Below are 25,846 nucleotides of genomic sequence, written 5' to 3' on the forward strand. Positions count from 1 at the left end.
AGAAACCCATGGCCCGAGTTCGCCACAAACGCAAGCCGGTCGCCGAGATGAACGTGGTGCCTTACATCGACGTGATGCTGGTGCTGCTGGTCATCTTCATGGTGACGGCTCCCATGCTCAACCAGGGGGTGAAGGTCGACCTGCCCAAGGTTTCCAGCGAAGCCCTGCCGCAGGACAACAACGTCCAGATCCTCACTATCTCGATCAAAGCCGACAAGACCTACTACTGGAACCTTGGCAGCGAGGTCGACACCGACAAGCAGATGGACAAGGCCATGACCCTGCCGGACATGACCAGCGCCGTGACCAAGATCATCGCCGCCGGTCGTGACCAGGGCAAGCAGACCCAGGTCTTCATTCGTGGCGACAAGGCTGTCGACTACGGCGCGGTCATGGGTGCCATGGGCGGGTTGCAGAAGGCCGGTGTCGGTAACGTTGGCCTGATTACCGAGGCGCCCTGATGCAGCAGCGAGAGCCATCCGCCTCGGAAAGCTACTTCTGGCCCAGCGTCTGGGCCATCGGCCTGCACGTGCTGGTGTTCGCGCTGCTGTTCGTCAGCTTCGCCATGACTCCGGAGCTGCCACCGTCCAAGCCGATCGTCCAGGCTACCCTGTATCAGCTCAAGTCCAAGAGCCAGGCGACCACCCAGACCAATCAGAAGATTGCCGGGGAGGCGAAGAAAACCGCCTCGCGCCAGACCGAAGTCGAGCAGCTTGAGCAGAAGAAGGTCGAGCAGGAGGCCGTGAAGGCCGCGGAACAAAAGAAAGCCGATGCGGCTCAAAAGGCCGAGGAGGCTCGCGAAGCCGCCGAAGCGAAGAAAGCCGAGGAAGCGGCCAAGACCGCCGAAGCCAAGAAGGCCGCCGAGGCCAAGAAAGCCGAAGAAGCCAAGAAGGCCGCTGAAAAGCAGCAGGCCGACATCGCCAAGAAAAAAGCCGAAGACGAAGCCAAGAAAAAGGCCGAGGAAGAAGCCAAGAAAGCGGCAGCTGAGGAGGCGAAGAAAAAAGCCGCCGAAGACGCCAAGAAAAAAGCAGCCGAGGACGCCAAGAAGAAAGCGGCGGCCGAGGACGCGAAGAAGAAGGCAGCTGAAGAGGCCAAGAAAAAGGCCGCGGCAGACGCCCAGAAGAAGAAAGCACAGGAAGCGGCCCGCAAGGCGGCAGAAGACAAGAAAGCCCAGGCCCTGGCCGAGCTGTTGTCTGACACCACCGAGCGGCAGCAGGCGCTGGCTGACGAGCAGGGTGACCAGGTGGCCGGCGACTTCGACGACCTGATCCGCATGCGCGCAGCCGAAGGTTGGGCGCGTCCGCCTTCCGCACGCAAGGGCATGACGGTAGTTCTGCAGATCAACATGCTGCCGGACGGTACCATCACCAGCGTCGGCGTATCCCGCTCCAGTGGAGACGGTCCGTTCGACAGCTCGGCGGTGGCAGCAGTGAAGAACATTGGTCGTTTGACCGAAATGCAGGGCTTGAAGCCGAACGAGTTCAATCCGTATCGTTCATTCAAGATGACATTTACACCTGAGGATCTAGCGTTGTGATTAAACTCCTTCGAGGACTGCTGGTCATGCTCTGCTGCGTGGCAGGTATGGCCGTAGCAGAGGAAAAGAACATCCTGGTCACCAGCGGTAGCGACCGGGCCACGCCCATCGCGGTAGTGCCGTTCGGTCTGCAGGGTGGCAGCGTGTTGCCAGAAGACATGGCCGATATCATCGGCAATGACCTGCGCAACTCTGGCTACTACTCGCCCATTCCACGCCAGAACATGATCAGCCAGCCGACCCAGGCCAGCGAAGTCATCTTCCGTGACTGGAAGGCCCTGGGCGCGCAATACGTGATGGTCGGCAGCATCGTGCCATCCGGTGGTCGCCTGCAGGTGCAGTACGCCCTGTTCAACGTCGCCACCGAGCAGCAAGTGCTGACCGGCAGCGTCGCGGGTACTGTCGACCAGCTGCGTGACATGTCGCACTACATCGCCGACCAGTCGTTCGAAAAGCTCACTGGCATCAAGGGTGCGTTTTCCACCCGCATGCTGTACGTGACTGCCGAGCGCTTCTCGACCAACAACACCCGCTACACCCTGCAGCGCTCGGACTACGATGGCGCGCGTGCGGTGACCCTGCTGCAATCGCGTGAGCCGATCCTGTCGCCGCGCTTTGCACCGGATGGCAAGCGTATCGCCTATGTATCGTTCGAACAGCGCCGTCCGCGCATCTTCGTCCAGCACATCGATACCGGCCGCCGCGAGCAGGTGACCAACTTCGAAGGCCTCAACGGTGCTCCGGCCTGGTCGCCGGATGGTTCGCGCCTGGCCTTCGTGCTGTCCAAGGACGGCAACCCGGACATCTACGTGATGAACATGGGTTCGCGTCAGATCAGCCGCGTGACCGCAGGCCCCGGCATCAACACCGAGCCGTTCTGGGGTAAAGACGGTAATACCCTGTACTTCACCTCCGACCGTGGCGGCAAGCCGCAGATCTACAAGACCTCGGTCAGTGGTGGTGGCGCCGAGCGTGTAACTTTCGTGGGTAACTACAACGCCAACCCGAAACTGTCGGCGGATGAAAAGACCCTGGTGATGATCCATCGCCAACAAGGTTTCACCAACTTCAAAGTGGCGGCCCAGGACCTGCAACGTGGAAGTGTAAAGATTCTCTCTGATACAAGTCTTGATGAGTCTCCCACTGTTGCGCCAAACGGCACCATGCTAATCTACGCCACCCGCCAGCAGGGCCGGGGAGTCTTGATGCTCGTCTCTCTCAACGGACGCGTGAGGCTCCCGCTTCCTACCGCGCAAGGCGAAGTCAGAGAACCGTCCTGGTCCCCTTACCTGAACTGATTGCGGCGTAATACGTTTTGCTTAACACACTGGGGTTTCATTAGGAGTTTCACGATGGAAATGCTGAAGTTTGGTAAATTCGCTGCGCTGGCTCTGGCCATGGCTGTAGCTGTAGGTTGCTCTTCGAAAGGTGGCGACAACGCCGGTGAAGGCGCTGTAGATCCTAACGCTGGTTACGGTGCCAACACTGGCGCTGTTGATGGCAGCCTGAGCGAAGAAGCCGCCCTGCGCGCAATCACCACCTTCTACTTCGAATACGACAGCTCGGACCTGAAGCCAGAAGCCATGCGCGCTCTGGACGTTCACGCCAAGGACCTGAAGTCCAACGGCAACCGCGTTGTTCTGGAAGGCAACACCGACGAGCGCGGTACCCGCGAGTACAACATGGCTCTGGGTGAGCGTCGCGCCAAGGCCGTCCAGCGTTACCTGGTTCTGCAGGGCGTTTCCCCTGCTCAGCTGGAGCTGGTTTCCTACGGTGAAGAGCGTCCAGTTGCTACCGGCAACGACGAGCAATCCTGGGCTCAAAACCGTCGCGTAGAACTGCGTAAGTAAGTCCTATGCGTACGTGCCGCCGTGCTTTGACCGTCCTCGTACTCAGCCTGCCCCTCACGGCGTGGGCTGCGGTTCCTGTAGTAGATGACAACGCGAGCAGTTATCCGCCCGCGGGTTATGGCACGAGCGGCGCCTATGCCGGAGCAGGGGCTTCAACCCCTGCTTCTGCACAGGGCCAGCTGTTCATGCAGCTGCAACAGATGCAGGATCAGATTTCCCGCCAGCAAGGCATCATCGAAGAGCTGCAAAACGATGTGTCGCGCATGAAGCAGGAAAACCTGGAGCGTTATCAGGATCTGGACCGTCGCATCAACAGTGGTGCCGCGCCTGCCGCGACCCCCGAGAATTCCCCCGCTGGTAGCGCTCCCGCTACTGGTGCGCCTGCCACCGATGGCGGCGCTGCTGCCCAGCCGCCTGCCACGAGCAGCGAGCCGGGTGATCCGGCGAAAGAGAAGCTCTATTACGATGCCGCTTTCGACCTGATCAAACAGAAAGACTTCGACAAGGCCAGCCAGGCGTTCAACGCCTTCCTGCGCAAGTACCCCAACAGCCAGTACGCCGGCAACGCGCAGTACTGGTTGGGTGAAGTGAACCTGGCCAAAGGCGACCTGCAAGGTGCCGGCCAAGCCTTCGCCAAGGTCAGCCAGTCTTACCCCAAGCACAGCAAGGTGCCTGACTCGTTGTACAAGCTGGCCGACGTCGAACGTCGTCTGGGCCACACCGACAAGGTCAAGGGCATCCTGCAGCAGGTAGTCACCCAGTACCCCGGCACTTCTGCCGCGCAACTGGCGCAACGCGACCTGCAAAAGCTCTGAGTTATACCGCTTGAAAGAAACCCGCGCTTGTCGCGGGTTTTTTCGTTAGAATCTTGGCCCTTTTATCAAAATACGCTGCCGCGGATAACGCTTTGTCGAGTCCGCGACAGTGCCTGACGGAGGCGGACAGCCTGTTTAGCTGTCACGCCCGTGGCGATCATGCAAGATACATTACGCATCACCGAAGTCTTTTACTCGTTGCAGGGTGAAACGCGAACTGCTGGGCTGCCCACGGTTTTCGTGCGCCTGACCGGTTGTCCCCTGCGCTGCCAGTACTGCGACAGCGCCTATGCTTTCACCGGCGGCACTATCCGCAGCCTCGATTCGATCCTCGAGCAGGTGGCCGGCTTTCGTCCCCGCTATATCTGCGTCACCGGTGGCGAGCCGCTGGCCCAACCTAACGCACTGCCCCTGCTAGAACGCTTGTGCGACGCCGGCTACGAGGTTTCGCTGGAAACCAGCGGTGCCCTGGACATCTCCCGGGTCGATCCGCGAGTCAGCCGGGTGGTCGACCTCAAGACTCCAGGCTCGGAAGAGTCGCATCGCAACCTTTACCAGAACATGGAACTGCTGACCAACAACGATCAGGTCAAGTTCGTCATCTGTTCGCGTGAGGACTACGACTGGGCAGTGTCCAAGTTGATTCAGTACAACTTGGCAGAACGTGCCGGCGAGGTGTTGTTCTCGCCTAGCCACCACCAGGTCAACGCCAGCGACCTGGCCGACTGGATCGTTGCCGATAACCTGCCCGTACGTTTCCAGTTGCAACTGCACAAGTTGCTGTGGAACGACGAGCCCGGACGCTGAGAGGAAAATACATGACTGACAAACGCGCGGTAATCCTGCTGTCCGGTGGCCTGGACTCGGCCACGGTAGTGGCCATGGCCAAGGCCGAGGGCTACAGCTGCTACACCATGAGCTTTGACTATGGCCAACGTCACCGCGCCGAGCTCGATGCAGCGGCGCGTGTCGCCCGTGACCTGGGAGTGGTCGAGCACAAGGTGATCGGCCTGAACCTCAACGGTATTGGTGGTTCGGCCCTGACCGACAGCAGCATCGATGTGCCTGAGACGCCAGGTGAGGGCATCCCGGTGACCTACGTGCCAGCGCGTAACACCGTGTTCCTGTCCCTGGCGCTGGGCTGGGCGGAAGTGCTCGAGGCGCGCGACATCTTCATCGGCGTCAATGCGGTGGACTATTCCGGTTATCCCGATTGCCGTCCTGAGTTCGTCGAAGCGTTCGAGCGCATGGCTAACCTGGCGACCAAGGCCGGGGTAGAAGGGCAGGGCTTCCGCATCCAGGCGCCGCTGCAGAACATGAGCAAGGCGCAGATCATCCAGGCTGGCGTCGCGCGTGGTGTCGACTACAGCCTGACGGTTTCTTGCTACCAGGCTGATGACCAGGGCCGCGCGTGCCGCAAGTGCGACAGCTGCCGCCTGCGGGCTGATGGCTTCAAGGCTGCTGGTGTCGAGGATCCAACCCCGTATTTTTAAAAAAACATGTGATGGGGTGTTGATTTCTCGTTAGAAATCAGTATTATACGCGCCATCCAACGGGTCGTTAGCTCAGTTGGTAGAGCAGTTGGCTTTTAACCAATTGGTCGTAGGTTCGAATCCTACACGACCCACCATATGCAGTAAGAAAGAGCCCGCTTCCGGTTACGGAAGCGGGCTTTTTCGTTGTCGCGCCTTACTGGCAGTTCAGATCGAATTCTTTGAAGTTGTAACTGCCGCCCTCCTTGCCCCAACTCACGTGCAACTTGTCGCCATCACCGTAGTTCACCACGTCGGCATTGACGTAGTAACCGAAGGCCGACAGGCCCCCGCTGACCTGATCCAGTTCCTCGACATCCAACGTACGCATTTCAGTCTGTGCAGTATTCATCTGAGAGCTTCCTCGTTCTCGATCATGTTGTTCCGTCTGATGGAAGTCCTGTTGCACCAGGACTTGCTGAAATAATGTGTCTGGCGAGTGCCTGTGCAGCAATAGCCCGGGTGACCTAATGTCATAGCGCCACACCGTGTTCTGCGATGGCCTGCACCTGCTTTGAGCCCCCGGCAATAGCCCACCTGTACTAGTGTCGACTGGCGCCGCCTTGTTTAGGCTGGCAGGGCCTCGTAGTTGCGTCTTGTCGCGAGGTCGACTTTTGGGTTCGCCAGGATCGTGGTCAGGGAATGCTATTTCGAAAGGAAGCTCTGCAAGCAGGCAGGGATAAGGATCTGGGCAGCGTCATGCTGGTCTCGCCGCCCTCCTTGCGCATGGCAGGGGTGTGTGCGCTGCTGTTCTGCATCGTCTTGGCCTTGTTCATCAGCTTTGCCAGCTACACCCGGCGCGAAGCGGTTACTGGGGTGTTGGTGCCGGAGGCCGGGCTGATCAAGGTGTTCGCGCCGCAGGTTGGCGTGGTCCAGGACCTGGCGGTGGTCGAGGGCCAGCAGGTGGAAGCGGGCGCCGCGTTGCTGGCGCTGATCAGTGACACCCACAACGGCGAGGCCGGGGCCAATCAGGTCGCCATCAGTCGGCTGATCCAGCGGCGCACCCGCAGCCTGACCGATGAAATCGCCGAGACCCGTGTGCTCCATCAGCAGGAGCGCGAGGGCAAGCAGCGACGTCTGGCGATGCTGCAGAGCGAGCAGGACAAGGTCAGCGCACAAATCGCCCTGACCGGCCAGCGCCTGACCCTGGCGCAAGGCATCGCCGAGCGCTATGCCGAGCTGCAACGCCAGGACTTCGTGTCCCGTGACTTGCTCCAGGCCAAGCAGGACGCGGTATTGGAAGTACGCCTGCGCGCAGAAGAGCTCAACCGTTCCTTGCTGGCCTTGCGCAACGACAGTGCCGCCTTGCGCGCTGAACTGGCCGAGCTGCCGTTCAACCAGACCAAGCAATTGGCCGACCTCGAGCGGCGTCTGCTGGAAAGCGAAAGCAGCCTGTTGGAGAGTGAGGTCAAGCGGCAGATCGTCATTACCGCACCGGCCGCCGGCGAGGTTACCGCCATCGGCGTGGTCAATGGCGCCCGCGCCGATGTCAGTCGGCCATTGTTCAGCCTGGTGCCACAGCACAGCCAACTGTATGCCGAACTCTATGTGCCAAGCCGCTCGGCGGGGTTCGTGCGGCCAGGTCATTCGGTGATGCTACGTTACCAGGCCTACCCCTATCAGCATTTCGGCCTGGCCCGCGGCACGGTCGCCTCGGTGTCGCGCAGCGCACTGCCAGCCGAGGAGATCATGACCGTCGGCGCCGTGTCCGACGAGCTGCGCGAGCAGGGGCCGCTGTATCGGGTCAGGGTCACCTTGGAGCGACAAAGCCTGTTTGCTCGCGGGCGGGAAGAGCGCCTGCGCTCAGGGATGCAGCTGGACGCAGACATCATGCTGGAAAACCTGCCGCTCTATGAATGGCTGCTCGAACCGCTGCGCGGCATAGGAAAACGACTGTGAGCATTGCCCAATCCCTGACCTTCGGCGTAGGTCGCAAGCTGCCGGTGATTTTGCAGGTCGAGGCGGCGGAATGCGGCCAGGCCTGCCTGGCGATGATCGCCGCCTACCATGGCCAGGTCCACGACCTGTATTCCCTGCGGCAAAAGCTCTCGCCCTCGATGAAGGGCGCCACCCTCAAGCAGTTGATGGCCATGGCCGGCCAGCTGGGGATGGCCACTCGGCCGCTACGCCTGGAACTCGATGCGCTCGATCAACTCAAGCTGCCCTGCATCCTGCACTGGAACTTCAATCACTTCGTGGTGCTCAAGGAGGTCGGCCCGCGTGGAGTGACCCTTCACGATCCGGCCCGCGGCCTGTGTCGATTGACCCGCCAGGAAGTGTCCGAGGCGTTCACGGGTATCGCCTTGGAACTATGGCCGGAAACCGATTTCCAGCCAGGCCAGGCGAAAACCCCGCTGCCACTGCGCCGTCTGCTTGGGCGGGTGCAAGGTTTTGGTGGCGTGCTCGGGCACATCCTGCTGCTTGGGGCGGCGCTGGAGCTGTGCATGATCCTCGCGCCGTTTTTCTTGCAGACGGTGATCGACAAGGTGCTGGTCAGTGCCGACCTGGACCTGCTGGCGGTACTGGCCATCGGCTTTGGCCTGTTGCTGGTGGCCCAGCAGGCGCTGTCGCTAGCCCGCTCCTGGGCACTGATGTACCTGGGCACCTTGCTCGGCGCGCAATGGCAGATCAATGTGTTCAGCCACCTGGTGCGCTTGCCGGTGGCGTTCTTCGAGCGCCGTCACCTGGGCGATATCATCTCCCGCTTCGGCTCGCTCAAGGCCATCCAGCGCACCCTCACCACCTCGTTCATCGAGGCGCTGCTCGACGGCGTGATGACCGTGGTCACGCTGGTGCTGATGTTTCTCTACAGCCCGCCATTGGCGCTGATCGCCGTCACCGCCATGCTGCTCTACGCACTGGCGCGCTGGGCCTGGTTCGGCCCGCTGCGCCGCGCCAGTGAAGATGAGCTGGTGCGCGCTGCCAAGCAGCAGAGCTACTTTCTCGAGACCTTGCGCGGGGTGCGCACGATCAAGCTGTTCGCCCATCAAGAGCAGCGTGCCACGGTCTGGGGCGGCTTGCTGGTCGACGAGATCAACGCCGGATTGCGCCCGCAGAAACTCCAGCTGTTGTACCGCGCGTTCAACGGTTTGCTGTTCGGCAGTGTGACCCTGCTGGTGATCTGGCTGGGCGCCAAGCAGGTGATCGACGGCGCATTCAGCGCCGGTATGCTGATCGCCTTCAACGCTTACAAGGACCAGTTCAATGGCCGCGTGGCGGGCCTGATCGACAAGCTGGTCGATGTGCTGATGCTGCGTCTGCATGGCGAGCGGCTGGCCGATATCGTATTGCATAGCGCCGAGCGCAGGCCAACGCCGCTGCCCGCCGATAGCGCGGCCTGCGCGCGCGTGCCGCGCCTGCAAGTGCGCAAGCTCAGGTTTCGCTACTCCGACTATGAACCCTGGGTGCTCGACGACGTCTCGCTGACGATCGAACCTGGTGAGTCAGTGGCCATTGTCGGCCCGTCGGGATGCGGCAAGACCACCTTGCTCAACGTCATGCTTGGCATCCTGCCACCGGTCGAAGGCCAGGTGTTGCTCGACGACGAGCCGATCGACGCGAACAACCTCGAGCGCCTGCGCCAGATCAGCAGCACGGTGCTGCAGGACGACGTGCTGTTTGCCGGCTCCATTGGCGACAACATCAGTTTCTTCGCCAGCGATACTGACCAGGCCTGGGTCGAGCAGTGCGCACGCCTGGCGGCAGTACACGATGACATCGCCCGCATGCCAATGGCCTACAACACCCTGGTCGGTGATATGGGCACGGTGCTTTCTGGCGGGCAGAAGCAGCGCATCCTGCTGGCTCGCGCACTGTATCGGCGGCCGAAGCTGCTGTTTCTCGACGAGGCCACCAGCCACCTCGATATTCACCGCGAGGCGGCAGTCAACCAGGCTTTGCAGTCGCTGAACATCACCCGGGTGATCGTCGCCCACCGGCCCGAGACCATTCGCTCGGCGCAACGGGTGCTGGCGTTGCACAACGGGCGCATTGCTCACGTCGGGCCGATGCCCGACAGCAGCCCATGAATCGGCGCTGGGCGCTACTGGGCGTACTGGCCTTGCTGAGTGTGCCGGGAGCGGCAGCGGCGGCGGTGCAGGCCTGCCCCGAGCCGCTGCGCGCTGGGCAGGCGCTGGCGCTGTCGCAGGCAGTGGCCATGGCCTTGTGCGCCGACCCCGAGGTGGAGGCGGCCTGGCGCACGCAGCTGAGCAGCCAGGCCAGCATGGATGCCGAGCGTTCGGCGTACTGGCCGACGGTACAAGGTGTAGCCCGTAGCGGCCGGGCCAACCGCAAGACCCGCTACGACGGCTTTTCCGAGGCCAATTCGACCCTCGATGCGCGCACCAGCAGCTATGGCCTGGACCTGAGCTGGGTGCTGTATGACTTTGGCCTGCGCAAGGCCAAGGTCGAAAGCGCCCGCCAGTTGCTCAACGCCGCCAGCAGCAGCCGCGTAGAGAAAATCCAGGAGGTGGTGCTCAACACCAGCAAGGCGTTCTATCAAGTGCAGGCCACTGGCGCGCTGCTGGAGGCACGTCGCAGCATCGAATCGCTGGCTGCCGATAGCCTCAAGGTCACCACTGCCAAGCACCAGGCCGGCGCAGGCGAGCAGGCCGACCGCTTGCAGGCGCAGACCACCTTCGAGCAGGCGCAGCTGGAGCGGGTATTGGCCGAGGGTGATCTGGCGGCCGCCCAGGGCGCGCTGGCCAGTGCCCTGAACCTGTCGCCCTCAGCGCCGCTGCGGCTGGAGGTGCTCAACGATCCTGAAGGGCAGGAGGAGGCGTTCATGCTCAGTGTCGATGCCTTGATGGAGCAGGCCCGCCTGACTCACCCGTCGGTTGAAAGGGCGCGCGCCGAATGGTCTTCAACCTTGGCCAGGGCAGAAGCGGAAAGGGCCGAGGGCCGCCCGCGGATCGCCCTGTACAGCAGCTACCGACATGACGACACGCCCGTCGAGCAGGTGGCCTCGCGCCAGCAGATCGAGACCTGGAGTGTCGGCTTGCAAGTAACGGTGCCGATCTTCGATGGCTTTCTCGCCCGGCGCCGGGCGCGCGCCGCCGAGTACGAAGCAGGCGCTCGCGAGCAGGACTTGCAGCAGGCTGAGCGCGCGATTGCCTTAAGTGTATGGAGAAGCCGGCAGACCCTCGATGCACGAACCCGCGCGCTGGCCATCAGTCGCCGCCTGGTCGGCAGCGCCAGCCAGTCGCATCAGGTTGCGCTGGGGCGCTACAAGGCCGGGGTCGGCAGTATCATCGAGCTACTCAACGCCCAGAACGATCTGGCCTCGGCGCAGCAGCGGCGGGTTGCCGCGGTGGTCGACTGGTACACCGCCCGGCTGCAACTGGCGGCCGACCTTGGTCAACTGGGCCAGCAATGAATACAGCTATTCGGCCCATTCCGGATCGCCAGTGAACACGACCGTGATCCAGCGATCCGGCCCTTCGCCGCCGACCGCATCGCCGATCTCGTTGCGCAGGGCATCCCACTCGCTGATGGTTCTGGCGGCCATTGTCGTGGGCACGATGAAGTACAGCTCGATCTCCCGCGAGCGTCCGACCTTGGCCACATAGGCGCGGTACGACTGCAAGCCGTGCTTGGCGACGAACGCCTGGGCCACGTTGTCGACGTGTTGCTTCAGATCGCTTGGCGTCACCAGGAAGATCTCGGCCATGGCCTGGCGCACCACCGATAGCGGCAACGGGATGATCACCAGGCACACCAGGGCCAGCACGGCCGGGTCGATGTAGGGCGAAATCCATTGCCACTCAGTGCCCTGGATGGCGAAACCGACGCAGAAGGCGATCAACAGCGCGGCAGTGATGCTGGCCGACATCACCCAGCCCTTGACGTCCATGCGCACGAAGTCTGAGTTGAGTGTGCGGTTGGCCCGCGCTTCGACCACGGCGATGGTGAGACAGGCGATCACCGTCAGCACTGCGTAGATCAAGGCAATACCGAACTCCAGATGGCGCCCGCCTTCGAGCAGGCTGCTCACGGCGTTGATCAGTGCATAGACCGCAACGCCACTGAGCAGGATGCCATTGAGCGCCAGTACCATCGGTTCCAGGTGCCAGAAGCCCATGGTGAAGCGCTCGCGCAGCTTGCGCGACATTTGTTTGCTGGTGACGTGGGCGGTGATCAGCTTGACCACCACCAGCGACAAGCCGCTCATGCTGGCGTCGACCAGCGAGTAGACGCCATCGAAGACGATCGAGAATGAGCCCGAGGCCAGGCCGAAGGCGATGCCGATGGTGGCGATGAACAGGGTGACGGCAATCGAGGTGCGCAGTAGGCCTTGCTCGCTGGTGATGTCGAGGAATGCCGGTTTGCTTGGTGTTTCCATAACTAAAACTCTTTTAAGGCGCTAATGCTGTGGGTGTCAGTGGCAGCCCGATCGCGGGGCAAGCCCGCTCCCACGATGCCAAGGCAGGGCCGCCACTGACTAGACGCGGAACTGTTCCATCAATGCTTGCTGCTGATTGGCCAGCCGGTTCAACGCCTGGCTGATCCGCGCCGACTCATCGGCTTGGCCCGACAGCGACTCGGTGACATCACGAATCCCCGCCACGTTGCGGTTGACCTCTTCCGCCACTGCGCTCTGCTCCTCGGCAGCCGAGGCAATCTGCAGGTTCATGTCGGTGATCACCGCCACAGCCTCACCGATTCGCTGCAGTGCAGGCAAGGCCTGTTCCATCTGGCTGGCACTGTCCTGAGCCTGGCGCTGGCCCTCGTGCATGGCCCCGACCACATCGCGAGTACCCTGTTGCAGGCCTTCGATCACCTGGCGAATCTCTTCCACCGACACTTGGGTGCGCTGGGCCAGGTTGCGTACTTCATCGGCCACCACGGCAAAGCCGCGTCCAGCTTCGCCGGCGCGGGCGGCTTCGATGGCGGCGTTCAGGGCCAACAGGTTGGTCTGTTCGGCTATCGCGCGAATCACCTCAAGCACTGAGCCGATCTGCTCGCTGCGGCTCTCCAGTGCGCGCGCCTCGTCCATGGCGGCGTCCATATCGCTGGCCAGACGGACGATGGTTTGGCGGGTGCCGGAGATCCGCTGCAAGCCTTCACGGCTGGCCTGATCAGCGCCGCGCGCCGCTTGCGCGGCCTGCGCTGCGTTGTGGGCGACGTCCTGGGCGGTGGCGCTCATCTCGTTGGCGGCGGTGGCCACCTGTTCGATCTCGCGTTGCTGTTGCTGCATGCCGTTGCTGGTCTGACTGGCGATGGCTGCGGACTGATCGGCAGTATCGCGTGCTTCGTGCAGCGAGCCTTTGACCTGGGCAATCACCGGTTGCAGCTTGTCCAGGAAGCGGTTGAACCAACCGGTCAATTGGCCCAGCTCGTCCTGGCGGGCATAGTCCAGGCGGCGGGTCAGGTCGCCTTCGCCACTGGCGATGTCGCGCAGGCGCTCGGCCACGGCGAGAATCGGCCGGGTCACGCCGCGGGCGGTCAGCCAGACCAGCAGCAGGCCTAGCACCGCAGCCACCAGACCTATCACCAGGCTGGTGACATTGGCGGCTTGGTTGCGTGCGTCCAGGCGTTGGTTGAGGGCAATCGCCGGGGCTTGCAATACCGCTTCGGGCAGCTCCAGCAGCACCTGCCAGGGCGCAGCGCCGGGGATCGGAGCGAACGGGTGGGAGATGCGCATCTGGCCCTCATCCAGGCGCTGTACCGGTTGGCCTGCACGCATGCTGGCGAGCAATGCGTGCGCCTGCGGGCCAAAGGTCTGTTCCAGGGTCTTGCTCAGCTGGGCACTGTCGCGGCTGTGTCCGGCGAGCAACCCGACCGGGCTGACGATGCTGACCTGGCCCTGGCCGTCGAACAATTCCTGACGTCCCGCCAGGCTCAGTTGCTGCAAGTTGTCCAAGCCGATATCCAGGCCAACCACGCCGACCACCTTGCCGTTTTCCAGCAAGGGCAGGGCAATGCTGGTCATCAGTACCTGGCGGCCATTGACCTCATCGAAATACGGATCGAGCACGCAGGCCTTGGCGGTTTCCTGCGGGCAGGTCAGCCAGCGGTTGTAGGGCGAGCCATTGGCGCCGACGCTGGTGTCGGCCAGCATCGATTCGGGCATGGCCTCTGACTCCAGGGTGCCGGGGCGTGGCTGCGACCAGTACAGCGAGAAGCGGCCGCTGTCGTTGCTGCCCTGGGCATCGTGATTGACGAAGCTGGCATCGCGCTGGTCGAGCGCATTGGGCGCGAACACCAGGTACAGACCGATCAGGTCTGGGTTGCCGGCCAAGGCGGCGCGGGCCTGAGTGGTCAGCTCGGCGCGCAGATCGGCGTCGCCACGCTGCTTGAGCACCTGCACCAGGCGGGCAAAGCCATTGCCGTATTGATAAGCATCCATGAAGTAGCGCTGGATGCGCAGCGCTTGGGTTTCAGCGTGGGCTTGCAGGCGCAGGCGCGCGCTGTGATCGAGCAATTCGGTGTTGGCCGTGAAGACCTGCGCCGCGCTGCGTCGGGCCTGGGTCAGCGAAGTGGCCACCAGCAGGGCGACGATCACCAGCAGGCACAGGCCGGCGAGCAGGGTGATCTTCCACTGGATGGAGAGGCGGCGCAGCAGCATGGCAGCATTCCTTGTCGAGAAAAGGGCAACGCCCGCGATCAGGCGGGCGTCGGCAGGGTGGTCATTCGGCAATGCAGTTTGGCGGTGCTACCCGGAAGGCTTTGGTCAGCCAGCCGAGGTAGATCAACCCGGCCAGCGCCCAGGCGCCACCGAACAGTAACGAGTGTTCGTTGAGGTCCAGCCACAGCGAGACGATGATGCAAAAACCTATGGTCGGCAGGACCAGGTATTTGAGGTGGTTGGCCAGGCCCTTGTTGCGCTTCTCGCGCAGGTAACAATGGTTGATCACCGACAGGTTGACGAAGCTGAAGGCCACCAACGCGCCAAAGTTGATCACCGAGGTGGCGGTCACCAGGTCGAAGAAGATCGCCGACAGCGCGATCAAGCCGACCACCGCAATGTTCAGTACCGGGGTCTGGTAGCGCGAATGCAGGCGGGCGAACACCCCGCTGGGGATCACTTTGTCGCGACCCATCACATACAGCAGGCGCGACACGCTGGTCTGCGAGGCCAGCCCCGAGGCGATGGTATTGATTACCGTGCAGGCGATGAACACCGACTGGAACAGCTTGCCGCCCACGTACAGGGCGATCTCCGGCAGGGCCGCTTGCTGGTCGTGGAAGCGCTGCATGGTCGGGAAGTACGCCTGGATGAAGTACGACACCAGGATAAACACCGCACCGCCAATCAGCGCGGTGAGGAAGATCGCCCGGGGGATGGTCTTGCCCGGGTCGCGGGTTTCTTCAGACAGGCAGGTCACCGCATCGAAGCCCAGGAACGAGAAGCACAAGATCGTCGCCCCGGCAGCCAGTGCGCTGAACTGGGTCTGCGCATCCGCGAACGGCGCCAGGCTCCAGGCGGTGCCCATGCCCTCACCGTGGTCCAGGCCGCGCACGCAGAGGTAGATGAACACCGCGATGATCACCACTTGCACCGCCACGAACAGGGCGTTGAAGTGCGCCACCAGGTTGATGCTGCGCATATTGATCAGGCTGATCAGGGTGACGAAGCCGGCCACCCAGATCCATTGCGGGACTTCGGGGAACATCGCCGAGAGGTAGAGCTTGGCCAGCAGCGCATTGACCATCGGCAGCAGCAGGTAGTCGAGCAAAGACGACCAACCCACCAGAAAACCCACGTGCGGATTGATCGCCCGCTGGGTGTAGGTGTAAGCCGAACCAGACTGTGGGAAGCGCCGCACCAGGGTGCCGTAACTCACGGCGGTGAACAGCACGCCGAGCAGCGCCAGGATATAGGCGCTGGGCACGTGCCCGGCGGTGATGCCGGAGACGATGCCGAAGGTGTCGAATACGGTCATTGGCGTGAGGTACGCCAGGCCAATGATCACGACCTGCCAAAGGCGCAGGGACTTGCGAAACTGGCTGTTTGCCGAGGCGCTCTGGTCATGCTGCATGCTGGCGGGGCTCCTGGGCATGGACAGCGGACGCGGCGTGCGGGCACGGCAAGGTCAAGCGGATGAGCTCCATATTGTTCACCTTTTATGTTGGAGCGGCGTGACGCCTCCTGTGATGGGAGGCGGGTATTGCGAGGCGGTAAAAATAATCAACGGGGGGGCAGGAGGTGTCAAGTTAAACATGACGACCGACTTCTGAAGCTGATTGATATCGATTTAAAAGGGTCTTTTTGACCATTTTTAACGAAATTTTTGGGGTGAGCTGGTATTTCGTGTAAAGAAAAACGTTCACGCGGGTCGCCTAGCATCTGTGCAGCCAGGCGACTCACATACGCTCTAGGTGTCAACTGTTTTCCCAGGTGTGTGCGCTGCCGGCCTTAATCGGCACAGGGCCGTCAAGCCTGAAGGGGAAGTAGTGGTCCAAGGCGGCGTCATACCAGCGTTCATATTCTCTGGAGATTATCCGGGCATCGGCCTTGATGTACTCCATCAGCCTCGCATAGTCAGGCCGGTGTGCAAGTAGCACGTCATTCAGCACTCTTGGGCCACACACTTCAGAAATCGTGCTCATAGACTGGAGGAGCGCTTCAGCTGTCTTGATGCGGGGGGTTGTCTTGAATGCCTCGGATAATAGACGGAACCGTTGATTCGCAGTCTCCAGGATTTTTTTCAGTACCGGGTTGTTTGCGTGGCTGGCGAAATGGGCGTTGCCAATCAGCTTATTCCCGTTCCATGGCATTCGAAAACGATTACCCAGCAGTACATCGTGCGGCGCCGCCGGCAGCTCTTTAGCAATGACAGAGACGAGGCTGTCATCGACATCCATATAGATCCCGCCATATTCATAGATCAGCCTGTAGCGCAGGAAATCCGCTGCCGCCGCCAGGTTACCTGCCGGGCTGTCAGGACTGCGGAAGTAGTTGAAACCGTCGCCTTCGGAGCTGTTGATGAACTGCGTGAAGAACGCTTGATCGTGCAGGCTGCGGACTTCAACGCTGGTTGCTTCGAGGGACTGGCGTATAGCGGCAAGCGTAGGTGCGCCGCCGTCTACATGGAGAATGAAACGATAGTTTGCGTTATCGGCGTTCTCCTTGATGTTCCAGCTCAATTTGTCGGGAAGCTTGTTTTCACCGACCCAGATCATGTGTATCTCGTTCTTGACCGGCGTGGTTTGCTGCGGTATCTGAGGCAGGTCAGGGAATCTGTACTCGATGAAGTGGTTTTCTGCCTGGAGCCGGTGGCGCACGCGTTCGAAGTCTCTAGCCGTTCCCGTTTTCCAGCGAACCTTGGTGTGCAACAACGGCTCTTCACGCCATGCGTAATTACCGTTAAAGGTGCGCCAGGCAGCAGCATCGGCGTCGTAGAAGACTGGGATCTCATCCTCGATGAGGTCCGCCTCGCCGGGTGTCTGGATTTTCATGCGCACGTAAAAACGAGTGTGCTCCTCGATGATGTCATCCAACGGCACCGTGACCTCCACTCTCGGTATCAGAGGCTGACGTTGTATGCCCTCAACGACGCGCGTAGGCAGGGGCGGGCTGCTGATCGTGGTGAAAGAGGTGTTGCCGCCGCGCAGCCCGAAGCGCAGCTCGATGTCCCAGTAACCGTCTTCGGTCGCCTTCAGGAACGGCCCCCACTCGCGTGGATCGTCTGCCGAGCGAATCCGCAGTTGCTGCTCGTGCTCCAGCCACTCGACCCGATACACATCATGGCGGATGTTGACATACAGTTTGCCGTTTTCCAGGAAGGTGCCTTTGCCGCCGCCTGTGACGCGTATGGTGGAGGATGCTTTGAGCTGGGTGAGTCGGTTGCGCAGTCCCGGTTGCAGGCTGTCGAGTTGGGGGCGCGGCACTTTTAACTCGTCGATCAAAGGCCAATTAGCGTGCGGTGCAGCTTCAGGGGCTACCTGCTGTGCGCTTTCGGCCTGACGCTGCTGGGCACGCTCTACGGCCTCTGTCGCAGCCAGCTGTTCTTCGCTGAGCAGTACTTTGGACCTGGCAAGCTGTGACGCTTCACCGATCAGCGGCAGCGCATTGAGCAGTCCGAATGTCACTCGACCGATGCCTTCGACCGTTTCCTGCTCATTCTTGGCTGCGCTGATCTCACCCACGCCCACCGCCAGCAGGCCAGTGCCGAGTACCGCGACTAGCGGTGCCAGCTCCGGCAGCGCCAGGGCAACTGCGCCGATGACATTGACTGTCACCTCCAGGCCTTGCGCCAGCTGCTTGCGGTAGTACTCGCTTTGAGTGGCGATGTCGTGTCTGGCATCGGCGTAGAACCGTTGCTTGATCTGCCTGCGCATAGAGGTGAAGGGATACGGATACAGGGCTGGGCCAAAGCTGATGATTTTGTCCGGCACCCACAGCCCAGTGGCCTGGTCGAGTATGCGCGGATAGGCAGCCACGCCTCGAAGAGCAGTATCCACACCGCTGAGAAACGCGCCATCGAGCCTATCCGCAGCGCTGAAGTGGCTGGCCAGCGAAGCGCGCTTGTGGGGGGCACGGCATAGCTGCTGCAGCCATATGCGCAGCTCATGGGTATTGGTGAAACCATGCAGGGGCGAGGAATTACCGGGGATGTACAGCACCACATCGGCTTTGCGCTTGTCACCGAATACCATGATGTCTGACGCGGCATAGCCATAGATGCGTAGTTCAGCGATCGTATGATTAATTGAAATCGGATTTTCGGCAAAATAGCGATAGGAGGTGTTTTCCCAGCTGGTATCGGGGTGAAGCATCATGCTCTTGAGCACCAGTGCCGAATGCTCGGCGCTCAGCGAGCCCTCGTCACGCTGCAGCAGCGCAGCGTGGACCAAATTGCCCTTGAGCATCAGGTGATAGTCGCTTTCGTGCTCAGTCCAAAAACGGTTGAGGTGGGTCAGAAAATGCGCTTGCAGCTGTGCATTCCAAACGAATTCGAGAAACGCTCTTGGGTCCAGGTCTACCTGGTTCGAGGCGTCGTAAACCTGCGGCGAGATACGCCGGTACACGGCATCGTATGAGCGCGAATCGGCCAATTGGCCGTCGCTGAGGTTTACCAGTGTGCTAACCGCATAGCCGTTCTTGCTCCAGGTCATGGGGTAGCCGAGGTGATCTGACCATGAGCCACTACCCCGTTGCTGCCAGTTGCCGATCAATGCTTGCGGCAGGGTCATGGCATGGGCCACCTGTGCCTGCCATGGGCCTGGGGTGATGTTAACCAGGTGCAGGTAAAGCGTGGCCAGGATCAAATCTTCTGGATCATCGTCTATGCCGTGCTGCTCAAGGTATTTGCGAATCTGCTGGTCGGCGTAGTCCTGGGGTGTCTCTAGACTCACCTGTTCCCGGTCGAATACTTGCTTGATCGACAGCAGCACATCTTCATCCTGTTCGGGCGTGGCAGGAATAATCGATAGCAAAGCGTGTTGGCCGCGGCTGAACGAGGTGTCGGGCTGGGTAGCAGGTTCGGGCGAGAAGGGCTCACCCAGTGCAGGGTACTCTGGAAAAGTCGGCTGGTAGCTCACGTCGGTCTTCCTGAATAACGACTAGGGACGTTGAGCGTGTGCTGGGTGGGCAAGCCGGACGCGGTAGATAGTTACCGCACCTTTGCCCGGTGATGGCGGGCGAATGCTGTCATGTCCAGACGCCATTTGCATGGCCAAATTGTCCGGCCAGACGCGGCCTTACAGTGTAATCTTAGCGCTCGCGATTTTCGTCAAGCGAGTCGCTCACTACCCCCTATGGACAGCAATCGGTTCAATTCATGAAGAAATCAGTAGGCATCCTTTCCGGCCTGGCGGTCGCCATCGCCGTCGCAGTCACCGCTGGCGCCTGGTACACCGGCAAGCAACTGCCTGCCCAGTTGGACAGTTCCGTCAGCCGTGCTAACCAAGAACTGAAGAAGGCCGTGGCCGGCACAGGCGGTAGCATGACCCTTGAGCTGGCCTCGTTGGAGCAGCACTTCTTTACCAGCACTGCGCATTACCGGCTCAAGGCCAAGGATGTGTGGCTGGGCGAGGGCGCGCCACTGAGTTTTGACGTGGGTATCGTCGACCAGATCGAGCACGGCCCGTTTCCCTGGTCGCGGGTCAAGGCATTCAAGTTGATGCCGGTCCTGGCCACCAGCAACAGCACCCTGGAAAAAGACGATTTTACCGCCGCCTGGTTTGCCGCCGCCGGCGACCAGTCGCCAGTGACCGGCCAGGTCAGCCTCGGCTACACCGGTACTATCGACAGCGATATCCACCTGGCGCCGCTCAAGCTCAACGAAGACAACGGCAACACCCTGGACTTCTCCGGTATGCAGTTGCAGCTCAGCGGCGATGAGCAAGGCAAGGCGGTGAAGATCCACGGCACTGCCGAGCGCCTGGAAATGAAACTGGTCGGTGATGATCATCCGCCCGCTACCTTCAAGTTCGAAGGCCTGAAGATCGCTGGCGACCTGGCCAGCACCGGCCATGACCTGGTGTATGTCGGTAACCTTGACCTGGCCCTGGCACAAGCCCAGGCGACCCTGGGGCCTAAGCAAGACGTGCTGCTGCTCAAGGGGCTGGAGCAAAACAACCTGTACAGCGCCGAAGGCCCGGACACCATGGGTGGCCGTATCGAGTACAAGGTCAACGACATCAGCTATGCCGGCCGTGCGGTTGGCAGTGGGCAGATGGTGGTGACGGTCAAGTCGCTCGACATTCCGGCATTCCAGTCGTTGGCCGAGTGGTACCAGACCAAGCTGCCTGAAGTGCAAGAAATGCAGCAAGCCCAGGCGGCCGGCCAGCCATTCCCGACCTTCGACATGACCGAAGAAGAGAAGGTCAAGGTGCAGGCCGACTTGCAAAAGATCCTCGCCGCCAAGCCGAAGCTGGCGCTGGAACAACTGTCGTTCAAGACGGCCAATGGCGAGAGCCGTTTCAGCCTGGCGCTGGACTTCTCCAACCCAAGCTCGTTCGATTTGCCGCCTGATCAACTAGGCAAGCAGCTGGTCAGCCAGTTGAAGAGTCAGCTGTCGTTGTCCAAGCCGATGATCGGCGACCTGGCAACGCTGCAGGCGCTGCTCGAAGGGCAGACCGACGCCCAAGCGATTGCCCAGCAATCGAGCCAGGCAGGCGAGATGGTCGGCATGATGGCGCTGCAAAGCGGCATGGCCACTGTGCAGGGCAATGATGTGGTGTCCAGCCTGCACTATGCCGATGGCATGGTCGACTTCAACGGTAAGAAGATGACGGTCGAGGAGTTCGCGATGATCCTCGGTGCGCATCTGGCCGCGCTGACGCCGCAAGGCTGAAGCCTGAGTAAACCTGTTCCCACAGCAATAGCGTTGACCGATCGGTCGACGCGGCCCCTGTGGGAGCGGGCTTGCCCGCGAAGAGGCCAGAGCAGCTGGCAGAGCGCGTTGCCAGTGGACGCCTGATTGACTGTCACAAAAATCGCTTTTGCATTGACCTGATTGTCTGTAGCCTTCGGCGCGATAATAATCCGCGCCCGCAGAGGGCCGCGACGGCATGCCTGCCGTCCGGCACCACTAGCCGATCTGCCAGGGCCGGGTGATACACTCGACTGACGCGCACGCGCGCCCGCAGGTCCAGCGATCATGACCCAGATTTCCGAACGCCTGTTGGTTCAAGCCCACCTTGATGCCAAGCAGCCCAACCCCCTGACCCCCGCGCAGGAGGCCGAGTACCGTGCGGCCATCGCCGCCGAACTCAAGGCCCAGAACGCCGTCCTGGTCGCCCATTTCTACTGTGATCCGGTGATCCAGGCGCTGGCCGAAGAGACCGGCGGCTGTGTGTCCGACTCCCTGGAAATGGCCCGTTTCGGCAAGAATCACCCCGCCGACACGGTGATCGTCGCCGGCGTGCGCTTCATGGGCGAGACCGCCAAGATCCTCACCCCGGAAAAACGCATCCTGATGCCAACCCTCGAAGCGACCTGCTCGCTCGACCTGGGCTGCCCGGTGGAGGAGTTCTCGGCGTTCTGCGACAAGCACCCCGAGCGTACCGTGGTGGTCTATGCCAACACCTCGGCAGCGGTCAAAGCGCGGGCCGACTGGGTCGTGACTTCCAGCTGCGCGCTGGAAATCGTCGAGACCTTGATGGACAACGGCGAAACCATCATCTGGGGCCCGGACCAGCACCTGGGCCGCTACATCCAGAAAAAAACCGGCGCCGACATGCTGCTGTGGGATGGCGCGTGCATCGTTCACGAAGAATTCAAGTCGCGCCAGCTGGCCGACATGAAGGCGCTGTATCCCGATGCGGCGATCCTGGTGCACCCGGAGTCGCCGGAGTCGGTGATCGATCTGGCCGATGCGGTAGGCTCCACCAGCCAGCTGATCAAGGCCGCGCAGACCTTGCCGAACAAGACCTTCATCGTCGCGACCGACAGCGGCATCTTCTACAAGATGCAGCAGCTGTGCCCGGACAAGGAGTTCGTTGCCGCGCCGACGGCGGGCAATGGTGCCGCGTGCCGTAGCTGTGCACATTGTCCGTGGATGGCGATGAACACGCTGGAGCGTACGCTTGATTGCCTGCAGAAGGGCACTAACGAGATCTTCGTTGATCCGGCGTTGATTCCGCGAGCGATCAAGCCGCTCAACCGGATGCTCGATTTCACCCAGGCAGCGCGGTTGAAGCTATCGGGTAACGCCTGAGGTCTTCAGTAAGCAATCGCGGGGCAAGCCCGCTCCCACGCTCACTCTACGATACTGGGTTGGCGTGGGAGCGGGCTTGCCCCGCGATGGGGTGTAGAGCCTTAGCGCATCATGTCCTTGACCATCCGCTGCTGCTCCAGGATCTGCCGCTGCCGGGCATCGATCTGTGACGCCAGCGGGAAGTTGCTCCCCGCCCGGCGCTTGGCGAAATCAAGCTGCTGCACCGCCTGATCAAAGTCGCCCACCAAGGTGAAGTACTCGGCGCGTGCCCGATGCAAGCCAATGGTATTGCCCGACAGCCCACGCACCTCAGCCACCTCGTACCAAACATCCGGGTCATCAGGACGCTTCTTGACCAGATCATCCAGCACTTTCTCCGCTTCAGCCGGCTTGCTCTGCTTGATCAGCAAATCAGCCCGCGCCTGCTGCAGGGGATAGTTGTTCGGATACAGCCCGCGCAACTTTTCAATGCGCTGCTGCGCATCGGCCAGGCGATTGTTGGTGATGTCCAGGTCAACCTGGGCCAGGTTGTAGGTGATGTCGTTGGGCGCCTTTGCCAGCAACGGCTTGAGGTTCTCGCGCGCTTCGTTGAGCCGCCCACCCTTGATCTGCGCCAGGGCCAGGCCATAGCGTGCAGCATCCAGGTTAGGGTTCTGGTCGAGCTGGTCACGGAAGCGCTTGGCTGCCAGCCCCGGTGTTTCCTCATAGGTCAAGGCGACGCGGGCGCGGATCAACTGGTAGCGCAGGCTGTCTTCAACGCCGCCTTTGGGCATCTGCTCGGCACGGTTGCGGGTGTCGGCGATACGCGACTCGGTCACCGGGTGAGTCAGCAGGAACTCCGGCGGCTTGGCACCGTAGCGATACTGACGGGCCAGGCGCTCGAACATGCTCGGCATGGTGCGCGGGTCATAGCCGGCTTTTTCCAGGTTCTGGATGCCGATGCGGTCGGCTTCCTGCTCGTTCTGCCGGGAGAAGCGCCGTTGCTCCTGGATTGCCGCCGCCTGGGTGCCGGCGATCAAGCCAATGCCGGCGTCACCACCACCGCCCGCAGCCAGGACGATACCGGCCAGCAGCGCGGCCATCATCGGCAGTTGCATGCGCTGTTGCGCCTCGACTCCACGGGCAAAGTGGCGTTGCGACAAGTGCGCCAGTTCGTGCGCCAGTACCGAGGCGTATTCACCTTCGCTCTGGGCATTGAGGAACAGCCCGCCGTTGACCCCGACGATCCCGCCGGGGGCGGCAAACGCGTTGAGCTCTCGGCTGTCGATCAGGATGAATTCCAGGCGCCGGTCTTGCAGCTGGCTGGTTTCGGCCAGCTTGTACACGCTGGTTTCGACGTAGTCCTTGAGCTGCGGGTCGTTCAGATGCCTGACGTTGCCGCGCAGCAAGCTCAGCCAGGCGCGGCCCAGCTCATGCTCCTGCTGTGGGGAAACGATCGCGGAACTGGCATCGCCCAGTGACGGCAGGTCGTCAGCATGGCCGGGCAGGGCCAGCAGGCAGGCCAGCGTCAGCAGGGTGGGGCGCAGTAGATTCATGCACGAAGCTCGCGTCGGATCAAAGTCCGTACTGTAGCTGGCTCACACCTTGGCGACCAGTGGCGGTATCCTACGAGTCTTGTCTGCCATGCACTGTTGCCTTCGCCAGGAGCCCCGCGAATGATCGATAGCCTGACCTGCGACGCCGAACTCGACGCCAGTGGTCTGAACTGCCCATTGCCGCTGCTCAAGGCCAAGATGGAACTCAATCGCCTGGCCAGTGGCGCGGTGCTCAAGGTGATCGCCACCGATGCCGGTTCGCAGCGCGACTTCAGCACTTTTGCCCGCTTGTCCGGTCATACCCTGCTGCATGAAACAGCCGAGTCCGGCATCTATACCTACTGGCTGCGCAAGGCCTGAGTTTTTCTCCCAAGGATCGTCAATGTTCAAAGTGCTTCGCGACTGGATGCAGCGCTACTTCTCCGACGAAGAAGCGGTGGTGCTGGCGGTCCTGCTGGTCCTGGCCTTCACGGCGGTATTGACCCTCGGCGGCATGCTCGCCCCGGTGCTGGCGGGTTTGGTCCTGGCGTTTCTGATGCAGGGGCTGGTCAATGCCCTGGAGCGGCTGAAAGTCCCTAGTCGGTATGCCGTGGGGCTGGTCTTCGCCTTGTTCATGGGTGCCCTTGGGGTGTTCCTGCTGGTGCTGGTGCCGCTGCTCTGGCACCAGTTGATCACCCTGTTCAACGAGTTGCCGGGCATGCTCGGCAAGTGGCAGTCGTTGCTGTTGCTGCTGCCGGAGCGCTATCCGCACCTGGTATCTGATGAGCAAGTGCTGCGCGCCATCGAGTCGGTGCGGGACGAGATCGGCAAGTTCGGCCAATGGGCGCTGACCTTCTCGCTGTCGAGCCTGCCGCTGCTGGTCAACGCGATGATCTACCTGGTGCTGGTGCCGATCCTGGTGTTCTTCTTCCTCAAGGACCGCGAGTTGATCGCGCGCTGGGTCAGCGGCTATCTGCCGCGTGAGCGCACCCTGCTGACCCGGGTGGGCGATGAGATGAACCGGCAGATCGCCAACTATATTCGCGGCAAGGGCATCGAAATCCTGATCTGCGGGATTGCCACCTACATCGCCTTCATCAGCCTTGGGCTCAACTATGCGGCGCTGCTGGCGTTATTGGTGGGGCTGTCGGTGGTGGTGCCGTACGTAGGGGCGGTGGTGGTGACCGTGCCGGTGACCTTGATCGCGCTGTTCCAGTGGGGCTGGGGCGACCAGTTCATCTACCTGATGGCGGTGTACGCAATTATCCAGGCGCTGGATGGCAACGTGCTGGTGCCGCTGCTGTTCTCCGAGGCGGTGAGCTTGCACCCGGTGGCGATCATCTGTGCGGTGTTGCTGTTTGGCGGGCTTTGGGGGTTCTGGGGGATCTTCTTTGCCATCCCGCTGGCGACCTTGTTCAAGGCGGTGCTGGATGCCTGGCCCAGGCAGGAGCCAGCGGTGGCGCCGTTGCTGTAAAGAATTGGGGCCGCTTTGCGGCCCCAGTCGATCTCAAGCCTTGTTCAGGTCCTGAGCCGCGGCCAGCACGGCATCTACATGCCCCGGCACCTTCACTCCACGCCACTCCTGACGCAACACGCCATCCTTGTCGATCAGGAAGGTGCTGCGATCCACGCCCAGGTATTCCTTGCCGTACAGCTTCTTCAGCTTGATCACATCGAACAGCTGGCACAGCGCCTCGTCCTTGTCGCTGATCAGTTCAAAGGTGAAGCCCTGCTTGGCCTTGAAGTTCTCGTGCGACTTGATGCCATCACGCGACACGCCAAACACCACCGTGTTGGCAGCCTGGAACGCCGCGTGCTGGTCGCGAAAGCCCTGGCCCTCGGTGGTGCAGCCTGGGGTGCTGTCCTTGGGATAGAAGTACAACACCACCTGCTTGCCTTTCAGCTCAGCAAGACTGACGGTCTGGCCACTGGTGGCCTGGGCCTGGAAGTCGGCAACGGGTTGGTCGAGTGCTACGGCCATGGGAGTTTCC

21 protein-coding genes, 1 tRNA gene and 1 pseudogene are annotated in these 25,846 nt (G+C 61.7%); 15 read left to right on the top strand and 8 right to left on the bottom strand.

From position 1 onward, the window contains the following. The first annotated feature begins 8 nt into the window (after positions 1-8). The 8 genes from tolR to OIU19_RS18040 all read left to right on the top strand — a co-directional run bounded on the left by tolR (position 9) and on the right by OIU19_RS18040 (position 5,832). The gene (gene tolR / locus OIU19_RS18005; protein WP_008090221.1) at positions 9-461 is read left to right on the top strand and encodes a protein TolR; all 453 of its coding nucleotides are present in this window, start codon (positions 9-11) and stop codon (positions 459-461) included. Next, on the top strand, positions 461-1,537 hold the full coding sequence (gene tolA, locus OIU19_RS18010) for a cell envelope integrity protein TolA (protein WP_264236154.1): 1,077 nt from the start codon (positions 461-463) through the stop codon (positions 1,535-1,537). Before tolR ends, tolA begins: the two co-directional genes overlap by 1 nt. A 26-nt stretch (positions 1,538-1,563) precedes the next feature. Beyond that, entirely contained in the window at positions 1,564-2,835 is a 1,272-nt protein-coding gene (gene tolB, locus OIU19_RS18015) for a Tol-Pal system beta propeller repeat protein TolB (RefSeq protein ID WP_189661848.1), read from the top strand. A gap of 54 nt (positions 2,836-2,889) precedes the next feature. Further along, a complete protein-coding gene (gene pal, locus OIU19_RS18020; protein ID WP_008090230.1) occupies positions 2,890-3,387 on the top strand; it encodes a peptidoglycan-associated lipoprotein Pal in 498 nt (165 codons plus the stop codon). 5 nt (positions 3,388-3,392) lie between these two features. Then, complete coding sequence (gene ybgF, locus OIU19_RS18025; RefSeq protein ID WP_186555352.1) at positions 3,393-4,202, top strand: tol-pal system protein YbgF; 810 nt, start codon at positions 3,393-3,395, stop codon at positions 4,200-4,202. Positions 4,203-4,361: 159 nt separating this feature from the next. Beyond that, a complete protein-coding gene (gene queE / locus OIU19_RS18030) occupies positions 4,362-5,009 on the top strand; it encodes a 7-carboxy-7-deazaguanine synthase QueE (protein WP_186555351.1) in 648 nt (215 codons plus the stop codon). Positions 5,010-5,020: 11 nt separating this feature from the next. Further along, positions 5,021-5,695 (top strand): 7-cyano-7-deazaguanine synthase QueC, encoded by a 675-nt coding sequence (queC, locus tag OIU19_RS18035; protein WP_264236155.1) that lies wholly within the window; start codon positions 5,021-5,023, stop codon positions 5,693-5,695. Positions 5,696-5,756: 61 nt separating this feature from the next. Beyond that, positions 5,757-5,832, top strand: a tRNA-Lys gene (locus OIU19_RS18040). A 59-nt stretch (positions 5,833-5,891) separates the two neighbouring features. Here the strand turns inward: OIU19_RS18040 and OIU19_RS18045 are convergent. Next, positions 5,892-6,086: a hypothetical protein gene (locus OIU19_RS18045; protein ID WP_264236156.1), complete on the bottom strand. Its 195-nt coding sequence runs from the start codon at positions 6,084-6,086 to the stop codon at positions 5,892-5,894. A gap of 290 nt (positions 6,087-6,376) precedes the next feature. On the opposite strand from OIU19_RS18045, the gene OIU19_RS18050 reads away from it, so the two are divergent. Genes OIU19_RS18050 through OIU19_RS18060 form a run of 3 tightly spaced genes read left to right on the top strand, consistent with a single transcriptional unit; the run spans position 6,377 to position 11,108 of the window. Then, complete coding sequence (locus OIU19_RS18050) at positions 6,377-7,633, top strand: HlyD family secretion protein (RefSeq protein WP_186555348.1); 1,257 nt, start codon at positions 6,377-6,379, stop codon at positions 7,631-7,633. Beyond that, positions 7,591-9,762, top strand: coding sequence for a peptidase domain-containing ABC transporter (locus OIU19_RS18055; RefSeq protein ID WP_372353330.1), 2,172 nt, complete (start codon positions 7,591-7,593; stop codon positions 9,760-9,762). Before OIU19_RS18050 ends, OIU19_RS18055 begins: the two co-directional genes overlap by 43 nt. Then, positions 9,759-11,108 (top strand): TolC family protein, encoded by a 1,350-nt coding sequence (locus tag OIU19_RS18060; protein WP_264236158.1) that lies wholly within the window; start codon positions 9,759-9,761, stop codon positions 11,106-11,108. The genes OIU19_RS18055 and OIU19_RS18060 overlap by 4 nt, the downstream gene beginning before the upstream one ends. A gap of 6 nt (positions 11,109-11,114) precedes the next feature. Here OIU19_RS18060 and OIU19_RS18065 read toward each other — a convergent pair whose 3' ends face one another. From OIU19_RS18065 to OIU19_RS18085, 5 genes and pseudogenes are all read right to left on the bottom strand, one after another. Beyond that, on the bottom strand, positions 11,115-12,074 hold the full coding sequence (locus tag OIU19_RS18065) for a cation diffusion facilitator family transporter (protein WP_264236159.1): 960 nt from the start codon (positions 12,072-12,074) through the stop codon (positions 11,115-11,117). A gap of 99 nt (positions 12,075-12,173) precedes the next feature. Then, positions 12,174-12,929 carry a methyl-accepting chemotaxis protein gene (locus OIU19_RS18070; RefSeq protein ID WP_372353331.1) on the bottom strand — a complete coding sequence of 252 codons (756 nt, stop codon included), beginning with the start codon at positions 12,927-12,929 and terminating at the stop codon, positions 12,174-12,176. Positions 12,930-13,031: 102 nt separating this feature from the next. Beyond that, a pseudogene (locus OIU19_RS18075) lies at positions 13,032-14,300 on the bottom strand (HAMP domain-containing protein); the annotation flags it as partial. 61 nt (positions 14,301-14,361) lie between these two features. Beyond that, positions 14,362-15,714 (bottom strand): APC family permease, encoded by a 1,353-nt coding sequence (locus OIU19_RS18080; protein WP_264236161.1) that lies wholly within the window; start codon positions 15,712-15,714, stop codon positions 14,362-14,364. Positions 15,715-16,057: 343 nt separating this feature from the next. Further along, positions 16,058-19,219: a glycosyltransferase family 32 protein gene (locus OIU19_RS18085; protein ID WP_264236162.1), complete on the bottom strand. Its 3,162-nt coding sequence runs from the start codon at positions 19,217-19,219 to the stop codon at positions 16,058-16,060. Positions 19,220-19,458: 239 nt separating this feature from the next. Here OIU19_RS18085 and OIU19_RS18090 point away from each other — a divergent pair, with 239 nt between their 5' ends. Both OIU19_RS18090 and nadA read left to right on the top strand, forming a co-directional pair. Beyond that, positions 19,459-20,976, top strand: a complete 1,518-nt coding sequence (locus OIU19_RS18090) for a YdgA family protein (protein ID WP_264236163.1) — start codon at positions 19,459-19,461, stop codon at positions 20,974-20,976. A gap of 306 nt (positions 20,977-21,282) precedes the next feature. Beyond that, on the top strand, positions 21,283-22,341 hold the full coding sequence (gene nadA, locus OIU19_RS18095; RefSeq protein WP_186555340.1) for a quinolinate synthase NadA: 1,059 nt from the start codon (positions 21,283-21,285) through the stop codon (positions 22,339-22,341). Between the two features lie 101 nt (positions 22,342-22,442). On the opposite strand, the gene OIU19_RS18100 is transcribed toward nadA, so the two are convergent. Further along, positions 22,443-23,876 (bottom strand): M48 family metalloprotease, encoded by a 1,434-nt coding sequence (locus OIU19_RS18100; RefSeq protein WP_264236164.1) that lies wholly within the window; start codon positions 23,874-23,876, stop codon positions 22,443-22,445. 120 nt (positions 23,877-23,996) lie between these two features. On the opposite strand from OIU19_RS18100, the gene OIU19_RS18105 reads away from it, so the two are divergent. Both OIU19_RS18105 and OIU19_RS18110 read left to right on the top strand, forming a co-directional pair. After that, positions 23,997-24,236, top strand: a complete 240-nt coding sequence (locus tag OIU19_RS18105; RefSeq protein WP_186555338.1) for a sulfurtransferase TusA family protein — start codon at positions 23,997-23,999, stop codon at positions 24,234-24,236. Between the two features lie 22 nt (positions 24,237-24,258). Then, a complete protein-coding gene (locus OIU19_RS18110) occupies positions 24,259-25,329 on the top strand; it encodes an AI-2E family transporter (RefSeq protein ID WP_264236165.1) in 1,071 nt (356 codons plus the stop codon). 33 nt (positions 25,330-25,362) lie between these two features. On the opposite strand, the gene OIU19_RS18115 is transcribed toward OIU19_RS18110, so the two are convergent. Then, entirely contained in the window at positions 25,363-25,836 is a 474-nt protein-coding gene (locus OIU19_RS18115; RefSeq protein ID WP_186555336.1) for a peroxiredoxin, read from the bottom strand. Between the last annotated feature and the right edge of the window lie 10 nt (positions 25,837-25,846).

This window comes from Pseudomonas sp. BT-42-2, assembly GCF_025847435.2.
GTDB lineage: Bacteria > Pseudomonadota > Gammaproteobacteria > Pseudomonadales > Pseudomonadaceae > Aquipseudomonas > Aquipseudomonas urmiensis.

Excerpts from the sequence above, each read along its gene's own strand:
- tolR (WP_008090221.1), top strand. The coding sequence starts at position 9 with ATGGCCCGAGTTCGCCACAAACGCAAGCCGGTCGCCGAGATGAACGTG.
- tolA (WP_264236154.1), top strand. The coding sequence starts at position 461 with ATGCAGCAGCGAGAGCCATCCGCCTCGGAAAGCTACTTCTGGCCCAGC.
- tolB (WP_189661848.1), top strand. The coding sequence starts at position 1,564 with ATGCTCTGCTGCGTGGCAGGTATGGCCGTAGCAGAGGAAAAGAACATC.
- pal (WP_008090230.1), top strand. The coding sequence starts at position 2,890 with ATGGAAATGCTGAAGTTTGGTAAATTCGCTGCGCTGGCTCTGGCCATG.
- ybgF (WP_186555352.1), top strand. The coding sequence starts at position 3,393 with ATGCGTACGTGCCGCCGTGCTTTGACCGTCCTCGTACTCAGCCTGCCC.
- queE (WP_186555351.1), top strand. The coding sequence starts at position 4,362 with ATGCAAGATACATTACGCATCACCGAAGTCTTTTACTCGTTGCAGGGT.
- queC (WP_264236155.1), top strand. The coding sequence starts at position 5,021 with ATGACTGACAAACGCGCGGTAATCCTGCTGTCCGGTGGCCTGGACTCG.
- OIU19_RS18045 (WP_264236156.1), bottom strand. The coding sequence starts at position 6,086 with ATGAATACTGCACAGACTGAAATGCGTACGTTGGATGTCGAGGAACTG.
- OIU19_RS18050 (WP_186555348.1), top strand. The coding sequence starts at position 6,377 with ATGCTATTTCGAAAGGAAGCTCTGCAAGCAGGCAGGGATAAGGATCTG.
- OIU19_RS18055 (WP_372353330.1), top strand. The coding sequence starts at position 7,591 with ATGGCTGCTCGAACCGCTGCGCGGCATAGGAAAACGACTGTGAGCATT.
- OIU19_RS18060 (WP_264236158.1), top strand. The coding sequence starts at position 9,759 with ATGAATCGGCGCTGGGCGCTACTGGGCGTACTGGCCTTGCTGAGTGTG.
- OIU19_RS18065 (WP_264236159.1), bottom strand. The coding sequence starts at position 12,074 with ATGGAAACACCAAGCAAACCGGCATTCCTCGACATCACCAGCGAGCAA.
- OIU19_RS18070 (WP_372353331.1), bottom strand. The coding sequence starts at position 12,929 with ATGCAGCAACAGCAACGCGAGATCGAACAGGTGGCCACCGCCGCCAAC.
- OIU19_RS18080 (WP_264236161.1), bottom strand. The coding sequence starts at position 15,714 with ATGCAGCATGACCAGAGCGCCTCGGCAAACAGCCAGTTTCGCAAGTCC.
- OIU19_RS18090 (WP_264236163.1), top strand. The coding sequence starts at position 19,459 with ATGAAGAAATCAGTAGGCATCCTTTCCGGCCTGGCGGTCGCCATCGCC.
- nadA (WP_186555340.1), top strand. The coding sequence starts at position 21,283 with ATGACCCAGATTTCCGAACGCCTGTTGGTTCAAGCCCACCTTGATGCC.
- OIU19_RS18100 (WP_264236164.1), bottom strand. The coding sequence starts at position 23,876 with ATGAATCTACTGCGCCCCACCCTGCTGACGCTGGCCTGCCTGCTGGCC.
- OIU19_RS18105 (WP_186555338.1), top strand. The coding sequence starts at position 23,997 with ATGATCGATAGCCTGACCTGCGACGCCGAACTCGACGCCAGTGGTCTG.
- OIU19_RS18110 (WP_264236165.1), top strand. The coding sequence starts at position 24,259 with ATGTTCAAAGTGCTTCGCGACTGGATGCAGCGCTACTTCTCCGACGAA.
- OIU19_RS18115 (WP_186555336.1), bottom strand. The coding sequence starts at position 25,836 with ATGGCCGTAGCACTCGACCAACCCGTTGCCGACTTCCAGGCCCAGGCC.